The following is a 12,910-nucleotide window of genomic DNA, read 5'->3' on the forward strand; positions in this document are numbered from 1 at the left end:
CAAACACTACCACAACAGCGTCCGAATAGCTACTGAAAGATGAAGAAAATCAGAGAAAAAACATGACTTCAACACCATTATCTGCAGCGATCCGTGCAGCAATTTTTCTCAGTTCTTTTTCGGTGAAAATGCCGCATTCCCGGAGTTTCCTGAGCAGTATCACGATTCCATAGAAATTGATATTAGGGTTCATAGTTGCGCTCCTCCCTGTATCTGACCATCTCTGCGGCACAAGCATGGGAACCGTCCGAGGAAGGAATCAATAGGAGGTAATGGTTGGACCGGCGAACAAAGGAGAAAGGAATCGAATGCAAAAATATAGGAGGGGGTGGACAGTTCCCATGCTTCTGCCGCAAGAGTGTGGTCACTCCGGTGATGGAAGCAAATGATTCCATCACCGGAGCGGCCAGAACTTTACGGTTTTGTTTGCCTGTATTCGACACTACTTCCCCAGGCAGGGCGGCAACTTGGACTGTGCTGGCGCACATCACGGGACTCTCACCCCTCCGAGGATCTCTCGAAGCTGCGTACAGGAGTATCATTATGGGCTGACGGGATCATGGCGGGACAGCTTGCCAAAGCTGTCTTGGCCTGAGTGGGTATCGCTCTGCACCTTACTTGGCCGTCCTTTGATGCGGAGTTTCTCCGCACAGGTGGTCTTCGCGCACTCGGCCTGACGCTGGCTCCGTCAGCTAATGTATTCAAGCTACCGGATATGACCGCTGGGGGTGTTTTTCAAGGAGCAAAGCCGCTGATTTATCAGCAGCGGAGTGAGGTTCAAAGCCCTCTCACTCTATTAGCCGTTGAAAACACCGTTTGCACCAAACTTTTTTGTCATCTCAGCATCTTTTTTAATTTCTGCAAGATACGGATCTTTCGATTATGGATCGTCATTCGATGGACACCCATCATCTCTTCCAGCTCACGCTCGGAGCGTTCGTCGAAAAACAGCGCACGGATCAGGGATTTTTCTTCTTCGCTCAACTGATCCAGTGCGGCCCGTAAACGGCATAAATCATCTTTCCTGATCACTGCCTCCTCGACGCCCTCGGCATCGTCCGCAAACTGGCACTTCGCAGAATATACGAGCCGCTCCAGCGAATCCTCTTTGCTGGGAATATAACTCTCCGCCCCATTCTCGGCATTTTTCCTGCGCTGTTCGCTTTTTAGATCCACCTCCATGTATTTCATCTTGCGGTCGCTTTTCTTCAAGACTTCCAACACATCCGGTCGTTCTTTTAAGCAGGGATATATCTTCAAATAATCGACCCGATAGGGGTCATTGTGATACGACATTTTCTGTCCTCCGTTTTTTCGAGATTTTGTGGTGAAGCAAACCTCGAAAACGGAGGGCCACGGCAGCGTGGCAAAAACGCCCCAAAATGCAAAAAGGCTCCCGGAGCGCAATGGCTCCGGGAGCAGGACGCAATATTAGAATGATAGGCTGTCTGCGGCGCAGGAGGGCCGTACAGATCCGTACACAAGGGGCGCAAACCGGCCTTGTGGTAACCAACGGCGTAATACTGTCTCCTGCACAGCAAAAAAAATCACCCGCCCGCATCATCTATCGGACGCATCCGATAACCAATGATAACGGGCGGGCAACCTCAGCCGTGACCTGCTGGACAACCTCCTGTATGACTTTTCTGTGACCTCTACTGCAACCTACTGTGCAGCCTCCTGTATAACCTCCTCCGCAACCTCTGGAACAACCTACTGCGTAACCTCCGCTACAACCTCAGCTGCAACCTCCGGAACAACCTCAAGTTGCTCTCATTTTATATTCAAATACTTCTTGATGACCTCGGCATGCTCTAACGCCAGATAGGGCTTCGCCGCCGTATAGTATGTCTGCGCCATAGAGAGATTTCCCTGGAATCCCATGGTCAGGATCGCATACATGTTCAGTTCGCTGTCCTTCGGGTCGAAGCGCAGGGCATCAATGGCCGTCTTTTGTGCCAGAATATAATCCTTGCACTCCATTTTTACGCGGACATATCCCTTGGTGATCTGCAGATACAGCGACTGATAGTACATAGACAACTGCATCAGCCACAACTCATGTTCGCATCTTGGGAGCAACTGTCCCTTATACATATCGACTGCGCTGTGGTAGAGGGAATGCCGCATATCCGGGTTTTCTTCTGTCTTCAGCTGAATGCAGGCATCCTCAAAACGGTCAAAGTCTGTATGAATGTTATAGTCAGGATTGATTTGGAATGTGCCGTTCTTGCCGACGACGAGCTTGTCGAGGCCGATGACAGAAAGAGTGCGCCGCAGGCGGTAAACGATATTGTTGACGACCTTATACGGCGAGTCGAGCTCGTCGTATGGGCAGATGATCTCTGCCAAGGTGTCAATGGAGAAATTCTTTTTGTGGTTCAGGATAAGATATGCCAGGAGCAGGTAGCACTGATCCGCTTTGATATCTTCTCCAGTCAATGTCCCTTTTGAGCTGATGATCTCCATGCCGCCAAAGAAATTGATATGGATGTCCTCCGGATTGTACTTGGAAGCTTTTGTAGCAGCCAAAAGGGACTGCTGCTGTTTGATCTCGTTGAGTTCCAGTACTACTGCATAGGAGGCGATGAACAGGAAAACCGGGTCATCCGTATAGCGGGTCGGATCGTCCACGGCAATGAATCCCTGATTGATCCGCTTGGAGAATGGTGCCGCCAGCAGTGTAGTCACCCCATACTCCCGAAAGAAAGCCGCTTCATCCGGATAGACTCTCTCCAATCTCTGTAGGTCAGAAATCATAACCGGTTTATTGGCCCGAAGTGCTTTCCTCCATCTCGGAAACTTCTCCATGGGCAAGCACTGGAGCATATCTCTCTGCGCTTGGACACCATCCCTGCACCACTCATAGGTAATGACGCCGATTCCAAGCTCCCAGTCAGCTTCCAGCACAGATGCTCTCGATGCGCCATAAAACTCAGCCACACCTTTCAGGAGGCCATTGATGATGGCTTCCGAATCCTCGGTGTTCCGTAGGCTGGCCTCCAGCACGCTCATCGCACGATGAAACGCGCTGCATTCAACAAGCGTGGTGGTTTCCTGCATGATTTCGTTGCTCATGAATATGCCTCCTTTGATTTGTAAAAAAGCGCAGAGACTGTCCAATCTAACTCGGACAGCCTCTGCTGTGAACCGCACAGCAAGGCTGAGCGGTTATGTACTATACCATTGTCTTGATGAATGCAGCAAGCGCTTCGCGTTGGTCCTCTTTGAGCGCCGCAACACTGTTGTCAAACTCACTCCGGGCATTCAGAGTGTTTGCTGGATCGTCCTCCGCAAAGAACTGAGCCAGCGTGATTCCACAAGCGTCACAAATCGCATTCACCGTTGGAATAGACGGCTGGTTGTTCCGCTTGAAGATATTACTGATCGTTGTCTGCGACAGCTTGGATTCCTGCGCCAATCGGTAAATTGTCCATCCGCGCTCATCCATTAACTGTCGAATTCGCTGTTGTGCATTGAACATTGGTACCACCTACTATGCTATTAGTATACACCTCATTTGATTGCCTTCATAGAAATCATCGGTATGGTATATGGTAATCAAATGATATGTACCCGTTATGGTGCCATAGATAGGGGCACGGAGAAAGTTATTGAGATTTTATGGTAGGTCTTTCTTGAAATCAATTAGGAAATCCAATTCGCCAACGTATAAAAACATCTTCCTCACATAATAGTCTATCTGTACGATTGCTGTGTTATAAAATTAGGGTCGCTATTTTCTCGCGTGTAAAATTAAATTCCCTCCTAAACGGGTCAAGTATCGCCGTTTTAGGAGGGATATTTTATCTCTGAACTGCAATTATCACGGTTTCACAGATTGATTGTAGCTGGATTTCATTTTAAACCGTCCAGCGCAGAAAGGACAACCGCATTTCTGTTGGCCAGTACGGGAAAATACTGCTGCTTTCCAGACATGTCCTTCGGAGCAGCGCCACCAAACTTTTTTGTGGCTGCCCGGCGTCACCATTTCTGGCAGCAGATTGCCATTCAGCGAATCGTCCCATTGAGTGGCCGTCTCTGGTTGAAGGGTCGCCAAATCGTTGAATCCTGGCAAAACACGCCTTCCAGAACAATATGGGCATCCAACGCGGCCGGCAGTCCGAGATGCAATGACCGCCTGCCACTGATGGCCCAACGTACAACGCCACCAAACCTTTCGATTGCTGTAGACAGCCACCCTATCCGGTTTCAATTTGCCATTGCGTATCGTATCCCATTCTTCCGCCAGTAATGGAAACATCGTAGCCAAATCAGTCTCACCTGGAACGGTCGAGCGTCCGCTGCAAACAGGGCAACCGTTTCCTCTTTCACGACTACGAATACTGGCCCGCCAAGAATGACCTTTTTCACAACGCCACCAAGCATATTTTCCGCTACCGGGCAACACCTGATCTGGTGTTAATGTCCCATTCTTCTGGAAATCCCACTGGGCAGCTAAGGTGGGGTCTACAGCAGCCAAGTCATTGTCACCTGGCCACAAAGCGCGCCCTGTACAATATGGGCAATGGGAACCGCCCGTTCTAACTCTTACCTCGGCTTGCCATGAATGGCCTGCATCACATTTCCACCACACTTTTTTGTGGCTGCCTTTATGGATCTCCTCTGGGGTCAGCGGTGCGTTTTTCTCTGAATCCCATTCCTCCAGAAGTTTCTCTGCGCCCAACCGCTGACAAAAAGTGTACAGCGAATATTCCTCTCTCATAGAAACTCCTTATATTACCACTGGTTTTGAGTATCTCAATGGTGTTTATTGCTCTGTATCTTCCGGCTGACGGAATACATCTGCACCACAAAGTTCGTAATAACACCGAGCACAGAGTTGTCCCTGTCCTTCCAAATAATAATGGCGCTGATTGATTGGCATATCCCGCGGAACATCCGTCAGATTCCAACACAAAACACAACGATCCATGTTTTTATTGATAGCAGAGTAACTTTCACAATAGTTTCTGTCCACGCTTCGCCCGCTCCTTTTCCACTATCACTCGCCTCGCATCGTGTTGAAGATATCCCGTGCAAAAATTACAAGTCCACTTTTCCGTTGATGTTTTTCCCGAAAGAATGACTCAGCATTGTTTTCGCAGTTGTAGCAAACCATACGTCCCTCCGGGATGGGACAACCGCAGCATACGCAAGTATCTACTTGTCGTATGTAAAGCACCTTTTCCGTAATGCATCGTCTCCTACACCTAATATCTCTCATATTGACAAGCAGACTATCCTGCCGACATAAAACCATCGGGTTTTTTCTGCTGCCAGTTCCATGCGTCACGGCACATGTCACTCAAAGTTCTTGTGGCTTGCCAGCCGAGCAACGCTTTTGCCTTTTCTGCCGAGGCGAAGCAGACCGGGATATCTCCCGCCCGGCGGCCAACGATTTGAAAAGGGATATGAATCCCAGTGGCGCTTTCAAATGCGGAAATCAACTCAAGGACGCTATGTCCCATGCCTGTTCCCAGATTGATTACCTCCACGCCCTTGTGCGAAGTGCAAAACGGAAGTGCTGCTGTGTGGCCAGCGGCAATGTCCATGATGTGAATATAATCTCGGATACATGTACCATCTGGCGTATCATAATCAGCGCCAAAAACGGATAGTTGCTTTCGCTTTCCTGTAGCCACCTGAGTGATATATGGCATCAAATTGTTTGGTGCGCCATTGGGAGCCTCTCCGATAAGGCCACTTGGATGAGCTCCCACCGGATTGAAATAGCGAAAAATGACCGCCGAAAAATCCTGGGTCGCCGCGGCATAGTCCGTAATGATCTGCTCGATCATATACTTCGTCCATCCATACGGGCTTGCGATGTTGCCAGTGGGACATGCTTCTGTAATCGGCAGCGTGGCTGGATTGCCATAAACCGTTGCAGACGAGCTGAAAATCAAGTTTTTGACCTGATATTTGCTCATGGTTTCCAAAAGTGTGAGGGTACTGTCAAGGTTACCTCTATAATACTTGAGCGGCTGCTGAACAGATTCCCCGACAGCCTTGTATCCCGCAAAGTGCATGACCGCATTGATCTCATGCTGTTTGAAAATCTGTTCCAAATCCGCAGAATTCTGAATGTCCAGATAATAGGTTCTGACGCTTTTTCCCGCGATTTCACCGATTATGATTGGAACCTTTGGGGAGCTATTATAGAAGGTATCTGCGATAATTACATCGTATCCCAACTGAAGCAGTTCAACTGCTACATGGCTGCCGATATATCCCGCTCCGCCAGTAAGTAAAACGGTCATTCACTGCTCTCTTTCTCCGCATTGAGTGGAAGATACTCGTTCAATAGATCCTCGTGGATTTTGTCCAGATCCGGGACGACCACCGACATACCTCGGATAGAAGCATAATGGTATGCGTCATCTGCCGGGACACGATAACTGGAGAGCTCCGCACTTCCCATAATTGGGATGCACTTCGCCGCCAGCAGCATAATTTGAGAGTTCGTCATGTCAGTTGACAGATATGGCAATACCTCATCCAACAGTTTCATCAGGTCTGCCGCATTGCTCTGGCGGAACTTGGTATAGATTGCCTGCAGCACATTGCGCTGACGCTGGGTCCTGTAAAAGTCATTGTCAATCTTTCTGATACGAGAATAAGCAAGAGCCTTTGTTCCATCCAGGTGGTAAACACCAGACTCTGTGCCTATATTTATTATCCTGGCTTCCTTGCTCGTCATCTCAATGTCTACGCCGCCAAGTATGTCAATCACACTCTGGAAACCAGAGAAGTCAACCTCAAAGCACCCGTCAATAGAAACTCCGAAATTAGTATGTAATGTATCCATCAGCAGAGGAAAGCCACCGAAAACATAGGCGGCATTCAATCTGTTATCAGAATAGCCGCCGGGGATCTGAACATACAGATCTCTCAAAAATGAGATCATCGATATTTGCTTTGTATCTGGGTTGATACTGCACAGGATCATGGAGTCAGAACGCTGCCGCCCCTCTCCCTCGCGTCGATCCTGACCGACTAAAAGAATATTGAGCAGGTCATCATCCAGGAATGGTTCGATCTCACTCCAATCGACTTCTTCCGGTTTGAGTTCGATGATATCTTTCGGCTCGTTGCTTGTATCGGTCTCGAAGTCTTCCTGGTCGGGAGGGATAACATCTACTGTGTCTGGTACCTTGTTGATCTTATCCAGCTTTGTTTGGACATACCAAAAAGCCGAAACGGCCAGAAGCAGAACTGTTGCTACACATACCAGTGCTACGATTTTTCTCTTTTTCATAAGCTTCTACCACCTTAGTCAAGCTTCTACCACCTTAGTCAGAAACTTTTCAAACAAGTATCGCTCGAATCCAATGTTCTCTTGAAATTATTGATAGCGGTTCTTGTAATACTTCTTATAATAGCCGCCATCCTTCTTCTTAATGTTGTTGCGAACTACTCCGAGAATCTTGCTTCCACTTTTCCTCAGTTGTTCTATGACATCGATGGCCTGCCGGTAGCGGACTTGATTGTCCGAAATGACAAGGATTGTTCCATCGCATTTGGCTGCTACGACGGCAGCGTCAATGACGCTGCCAAGCGGGGGGACATCGATCAGCACATAGTCGTAAGACTCTTTCGCAGCCTTCAAAAGCTCTTCAAAGTATTGCCCGCTCAGCAACTCTACAGGATTGGGCGGGTACTTGCCCGCAAACATGATTGACAAATTTTCGTACTGCGTCTGATAAAGACATTCTTTGACAGAAGTCAGCCCTGTCAGCACCTCGCTCAATCCTGCAGGGTTTTCCGCTGTGGTGTTACGCCCTGCCATAACTGATTTTCGCATATCCGCATCAATGACCAGCACACGCTTGTCCAATTCTGCAAGGCTCTTTGCAAGCTGCAGGGTGATTGTTGTCTTGCCTTCATTCTCATTGCAGCTTGTGATTACGACAGTGCAGATATCCTGACCACAAAACTGTAAATTAGTTCTTAATGTCTTAAATGCTTCCTGCGTGAAGAAGTCTTTCTTTCCTGGAAGTTTTAAAGTTGTTTTCACAGACGATCCGGTTTCCAAAATTGCTTTCTCCATTTTATTTATCTTCTACCTCCTGCTTGGCTGAGGTCTTATAAGCTGTATATGTCTTATAATAGCCGTACTTTCCCGGCTTTTTGCCGTCCGCATTCGGAATGTTGCCCAGAACACTAAGGCCCAGGTATCGCTCCAGATTCTCGTCATCGGTCTTAATGCGGTCATCCAGAAGAAAGATGATTAGGAAGATCACATACGTTACAACGGCAGCAACAACGCCAGCAAAAGCGAATGTGAGCATTCTCGTACTATTGCACGGATCAGTATCCGTTGTTCCCAGCTCATAGAGGTTCACCTGCTGAAACCCCATGGCATCTTCAATGCGCTTTGAACCGATGGTGCAGATTCGATCCACGATACGCTTTGCCAGTTCCGGAGAATCCGCTTTCACGGTCACCTCGAGAATGCGGGTGTCCTCCGGATTCGAAGTGGAAACACAGTCATATAGATCCTCGTACTCCATGTCCAGATTTAAGCTGCTGATAACTTCATCCAGAACGGTATGGCTTTTCAAAAGGTAGGTGCAGTCATTGACAACCTTTAAGGCCAAGGAGAAATCGGAGCTTGCGTCGCTGGCGGTTGCGCCATCTGCCTGACGCAGAATGTACAGGGTCGCGGTAGAGGCGTATTGCGGGACAAAAGTCATACGGTTGAACACCAAAAAGCCGCAGCAGCAAATGCAGGCTGCAAGTATGATGGCCCATAGCCGTTGGACGAATACGCCCCACAGGTCTTTCAGCGTAACTGTTTTAAAATTTGCTTTCTGATTCATGCTTAAGAAAAGTCCTTTCTTACGGCCTCACCACGCAATAAACGGATTGCATTATTGTAGCATAGCATCGCCGCATAGTCGGCACCGTATTTTTTGCTGGTGTAATTGAAACATTCCAGCATTTCAGGTGGGCGAGACGTACAGTTGTGTGCATCTGAGGAAAAAAGATCGATCAGTCCAAGGGACAACAACTTCCGGCATTGACGCTGAACAAGTAAGCCAAACCCGCGGAACAGGGACTGTGTATCTGCTTGGAGCACCACGCCATCGTGCCAGAACGCTTGAATCGCAGGAATTCTTCCGTGCAGGGATCGATAGCGCTCGACGTGGGCAAGAATGGGGATATAGCCTGCGTTGAGCAATGCATGAAGGCCATTTCCGATTGTTTTTTCAGGTGCTGTTTCCGAGAAGTCCACCAGCACATATCTGGTACCGTTGACCGTTCTGCAAACACCTTGCCTCAGCCAAGTCACACATTCCGGTTCATACCGAAGTTCATTTCCCAAATACAGCGCCATGTCTGGATATGTCTTCTGCACATAGCTCGACAAGCGCTCAAATGCCGCATTTACCTTGCCATAATTGTCTCCAAAGTAGCCAGGGTGGAAATGAGGGGTACAGCAAAGCACCCTTGTGCCAGTTTGATAGGCCGCATCTAAAATGGCGTGCATCTCATCCTCGTCTTTTGCACCGTCATCCACTCCAAACAATAGATGTATGTGAATATCCGCAAGCGCCATTTATCCGTCCTTCCTCCAAACCATTTTATTCACGATGCCCGTGTAGCTCTGAATGATTCTGGCGACCTTCATGGACACATTTTCAGCGACATAATCCGCCACCGGCGTACCAAAGCATTCAGCCCGCTGCATCCCGACAGCTATCTCCACCGCCTGCAGGAGGGACTCCGCGTCGATTCCGGCGAGTACAAAGCATCCGGCATCCAGCGCCTCAGGGCGCTCGGTAGAGGTTCGGATGCTGACCGCCGGGAATGGCTTGCCCACAGACAGGAAAAAGCTGCTCTCCTCCGGCAGCGTACCGCTGTCGGAGACCACTGCAAAGGCGTTCATCTGCAGGCAGTTGTAATCATGAAAGCCCAGTGGCTCGTGGGCGATCACGCGGCTGTCCAACTGGAAGCCCGTTGCCTCGAGCCGTTTCCGGCTCCTTGGATGGCAGGAGTAAAGGATCGGCATATCATACTTCTCCGCCATGGCATTGACCGCTGTGAACAGCTGGACAAAATTGCAGTCCGTATCGATGTTTTCTTCCCGATGGGCTGAGAGCAGAATGTACTGTCCCTTGGTCAGACCCAGACGCCAGTGGATATCGCTGGCTTCGATCTTGTCCAGATTGGCGTGCAGCACCTCGGCCATGGGACTGCCGGTCACAAAGGTACGCTCCTTCGGCAGGCCACACTCCATCAGATACCGGCGTGCGTGCTCCGAATAGCAGAGATTGACATCGCTGATGATATCCACAATACGGCGGTTCGTCTCCTCCGGCAGGCACTCATCCTTGCAACGGTTTCCCGCCTCCATATGAAAAATCGGAATGTGCAGCCGCTTGGCACCGATCACGGAAAGGCAGGAGTTGGTATCGCCCAAGACCAGCACCGCATCCGGCCTGACCTGAACCATCAGCTTGTAGGATTTCTCAATAATATTCCCAATCGTGGCTCCGAGGTCGTCGCCTACGGCATCCAGATAATAGTCCGGGGCCCGGAGACCGAGGTCGTCAAAAAACACCTGATTGAGAGTGTAGTCGTAGTTCTGACCGGTGTGAACCAGAATCTGTTCAAAGTACCGGTCGCAGCACTTTATCGTTGCAGACAGCCGGATGATCTCTGGCCGTGTGCCGATGATCGTCATCAGCTTCAGCTTTCCCATTGCTACACCTCCTCAAAGTAGGTATCCGGATGGCCGGGGTCAAACTGCTCGTTGGCCCACATGACTGTCACCAGATTTTCCGTCTCGCTTAGATTGATAATGTTGTGGGTATAGCCCGGCAACATATGAACGGCTTGAATCTGGTCACCGCTAACCTCGAATTCGATCTTTTCATCGGAGCCGATTTGGCGTTCCTGAATCAGCCCGTGTCCGGCCACGACCATAAAGAACTCCCACTTGCTGTTGTGCCAGTGCTGCCCCTTGGTGATACCGGGCTTTGTGATGTTCACGGAGACCTGACCGCAGTTCTCCGTTTTCAGCAATTCTGTGAAGCTGCCGCGCTCGTCTACATTCATCTTCATCGGGAATGCGATTTTCTCCGGCGGCAGATAGGAAAGATAGGTGCTGTAGAGCTTCTTCTCAAAGCTGCCTTCCGGAATCTCCGGGAGCAACAGTGTCTGCGGCTGGTCGTGGAAGGTCTGGAGCAGCTGGACAATCTCACCCAGCGTCACGCAGTGGCTGACCGGAACGCTGCAATATGCTCCATCCGTCCTGTGGGGCTGGCCCTCCATGGTATTCAGGATCTCGTCAATCAGATCGTCAATGTAGACCAGTTCCAATTCGACTGCCGGATCTGAAACGGTGATAGGCTCCTCCCTTGCGATGTGATAGCAGAAGGTTGCCACCACGGAATTGTAGTTGGGACGGCACCACTTGCCGAACAGGTTCGGCAAGCGGTATATCATCCCGTCTGCGCCGGTTTCCTCGCCGTAAGCGAGGAGCAGCTCCTCCGCTGCTTTTTTGGACTGTCCGTAGGAACTTCCGGCATACCGTCCGGTCAGACTGGCTTGAATGGAGGAAGAGAGCAATACTGGACAGCGGTTACCGCTTTCCCGAAGCATCTCCAACAGGGTACGGGTGAAGTCTGTGTTTCCGGCTGCAAATTCTCCCGGATCCTGGGGCCGGTTCACGCCAGCCAGGTGGACCACGAAATCCGCCTTTTGGCAGTAGCCCGCCAGGGTTTCTGCCGAAGTATCCCGCGTACACAAGAGAATTTCCTCGATTTGCAGCGCGGGCCGGGTTCTGTCTCTGCGATCCTTGATGGCGGAGAGGCGCTGCGTCAGATTCTTCCCAACAAATCCGTTTGCGCCGGTGATCAGTACATTCATCAGCAAGTTCCTCCGAACAGCTTCAGCTTTAGCAGAAGCTGTTTCATTTCCTCTACATTCAGCCGATGCGTATTGTGCGAGGTATACTGCTCGATTTTGCCGAACTCCGGATTCCCCTTACTGAAATAGTTGTCATAGTTCAGATCTCGATTATCTGCCGGAATGCGGAAGAAGCCGGGCAGGTCTTCTGCCCGCATCATTTCCTCTGCAGTGACCAGCACCTCAAAGAGCTTTTCGCCATGCCGTGTTCCGATAATCGTCGTGCCAAGGTCGGAATGCTTCAGCTCCAGTATAGCCTGTGCCAGCGTCTCGATGGTTGCGGCAGGGGCCTTCTGCACGAACAGGTCACCCTGTTCGCCATGCTCAAAGGCATAAAGCACAAGGTCTACGGCATCGCTGAGCGTCATCATGAAACGAGTCATATTGGGATTCGTGATCGTCAAAGGTTTTCCCTCGTCGATCCGGTCGCAGAACAGCGGAATGACCGAGCCACGGGAGGCCATAACGTTGCCATACCGCGTCAAACACAGAACTGGATCCCCAGGCAGCATCTGTCTGGAGCGGGCAATCACATTCTTCTCCATGACAGCCTTCGTCATGCCCATAGCGTTGATGGGATAGGCCGCCTTGTCCGTGGACAGGAAGATGGCCTTCTTCACATGGTTTGCAACACAGGCGGAGATCACATTGTCCGACCCAGCCACATTGGTTTTGACCGCCTCCATGGGATAAAACTCGCAGGAGGGCACCTGCTTCAAAGCTGCGGCATGAAATACATAGTCCACACCGCGGAACGCATTCAGAATGGAATTGTAATCCCGCACATCACCTATGTAGAACTTGATTTTCTCCGCGTGCTGCGGATACAGCTCCTGATAGGTGTGCCGCATATCATCCTGCTTCTTCTCATCCCGTGAAAGAATGCGGATCTCTGCAATATCGGTGGTCAGGAAGCGGCGCAGCACAGCGTTGCCAAAGGAGCCTGTCCCACCGGTAATGAGCAGTATTTTATCTTTGAACGATATCATCT

General features: G+C 50.1%; 14 protein-coding genes. 1 reads left to right on the forward strand and 13 read right to left on the reverse strand.

Translation table 11 applies throughout. The annotated features are described in order from the left end of the window. Window positions 1-49: 49 nt before the first annotated feature. From ACI0CA_RS10310 to ACI0CA_RS10330, 5 genes are all read right to left on the reverse strand, one after another. Window positions 50-193 carry a hypothetical protein gene (locus tag ACI0CA_RS10310; RefSeq protein ID WP_286147798.1) on the reverse strand — a complete coding sequence of 48 codons (144 nt, stop codon included), beginning with the start codon at window positions 191-193 and terminating at the stop codon, window positions 50-52. A gap of 641 nt (window positions 194-834) precedes the next feature. Next, on the reverse strand, window positions 835-1,296 hold the full coding sequence (locus ACI0CA_RS10315; protein WP_412391907.1) for an RNA polymerase sigma factor: 462 nt from the start codon (window positions 1,294-1,296) through the stop codon (window positions 835-837). A 477-nt stretch (window positions 1,297-1,773) separates the two neighbouring features. Then, window positions 1,774-3,078 (reverse strand): hypothetical protein, encoded by a 1,305-nt coding sequence (locus ACI0CA_RS10320; protein ID WP_446806877.1) that lies wholly within the window; start codon window positions 3,076-3,078, stop codon window positions 1,774-1,776. A 100-nt stretch (window positions 3,079-3,178) separates the two neighbouring features. Then, on the reverse strand, window positions 3,179-3,484 hold the full coding sequence (locus ACI0CA_RS10325) for a helix-turn-helix domain-containing protein (protein WP_302928325.1): 306 nt from the start codon (window positions 3,482-3,484) through the stop codon (window positions 3,179-3,181). Window positions 3,485-3,826: 342 nt separating this feature from the next. After that, window positions 3,827-4,726, reverse strand: coding sequence for a zinc-ribbon domain-containing protein (locus ACI0CA_RS10330; RefSeq protein ID WP_446806876.1), 900 nt, complete (start codon window positions 4,724-4,726; stop codon window positions 3,827-3,829). A 141-nt stretch (window positions 4,727-4,867) separates the two neighbouring features. Between ACI0CA_RS10330 and ACI0CA_RS10335 the strand changes: the two genes are divergently transcribed. Then, window positions 4,868-5,089 (forward strand): hypothetical protein, encoded by a 222-nt coding sequence (locus tag ACI0CA_RS10335; RefSeq protein ID WP_446806996.1) that lies wholly within the window; start codon window positions 4,868-4,870, stop codon window positions 5,087-5,089. A gap of 151 nt (window positions 5,090-5,240) precedes the next feature. Here the strand turns inward: ACI0CA_RS10335 and galE are convergent, their stop codons facing one another. From galE to ACI0CA_RS10375, 8 genes are all read right to left on the reverse strand, one after another. After that, window positions 5,241-6,263 carry a UDP-glucose 4-epimerase GalE gene (gene galE, locus ACI0CA_RS10340; protein WP_446806875.1) on the reverse strand — a complete coding sequence of 341 codons (1,023 nt, stop codon included), beginning with the start codon at window positions 6,261-6,263 and terminating at the stop codon, window positions 5,241-5,243. Further along, the gene (locus ACI0CA_RS10345) at window positions 6,260-7,261 is read right to left on the reverse strand and encodes an LCP family protein (RefSeq protein ID WP_446806874.1); all 1,002 of its coding nucleotides are present in this window, start codon (window positions 7,259-7,261) and stop codon (window positions 6,260-6,262) included. The genes galE and ACI0CA_RS10345 overlap by 4 nt, the downstream gene beginning before the upstream one ends. A gap of 87 nt (window positions 7,262-7,348) precedes the next feature. Further along, window positions 7,349-8,053, reverse strand: coding sequence for a CpsD/CapB family tyrosine-protein kinase (locus tag ACI0CA_RS10350; RefSeq protein ID WP_446806873.1), 705 nt, complete (start codon window positions 8,051-8,053; stop codon window positions 7,349-7,351). A 1-nt stretch (window position 8,054) separates the two neighbouring features. After that, on the reverse strand, window positions 8,055-8,825 hold the full coding sequence (locus tag ACI0CA_RS10355; protein WP_446806872.1) for a YveK family protein: 771 nt from the start codon (window positions 8,823-8,825) through the stop codon (window positions 8,055-8,057). A gap of 2 nt (window positions 8,826-8,827) precedes the next feature. Continuing rightward, window positions 8,828-9,565, reverse strand: a complete 738-nt coding sequence (locus ACI0CA_RS10360; RefSeq protein ID WP_446806871.1) for a CpsB/CapC family capsule biosynthesis tyrosine phosphatase — start codon at window positions 9,563-9,565, stop codon at window positions 8,828-8,830. Further along, on the reverse strand, window positions 9,566-10,711 hold the full coding sequence (gene wecB, locus ACI0CA_RS10365) for a non-hydrolyzing UDP-N-acetylglucosamine 2-epimerase (protein ID WP_446806870.1): 1,146 nt from the start codon (window positions 10,709-10,711) through the stop codon (window positions 9,566-9,568). It abuts the gene before it with no gap. Window positions 10,712-10,713: 2 nt separating this feature from the next. Further along, window positions 10,714-11,880, reverse strand: a complete 1,167-nt coding sequence (locus tag ACI0CA_RS10370) for a capsular polysaccharide biosynthesis protein CapF (RefSeq protein WP_446806869.1) — start codon at window positions 11,878-11,880, stop codon at window positions 10,714-10,716. Further along, the gene (locus ACI0CA_RS10375; protein ID WP_446806868.1) at window positions 11,880-12,908 is read right to left on the reverse strand and encodes a polysaccharide biosynthesis protein; all 1,029 of its coding nucleotides are present in this window, start codon (window positions 12,906-12,908) and stop codon (window positions 11,880-11,882) included. The genes ACI0CA_RS10370 and ACI0CA_RS10375 overlap by 1 nt, the downstream gene beginning before the upstream one ends. Window positions 12,909-12,910: the final 2 nt, after the last annotated feature.

Source organism: Hominenteromicrobium mulieris (assembly GCF_046197855.1).
Classification (GTDB): domain Bacteria; phylum Bacillota; class Clostridia; order Oscillospirales; family Acutalibacteraceae; genus Hominenteromicrobium; species Hominenteromicrobium mulieris.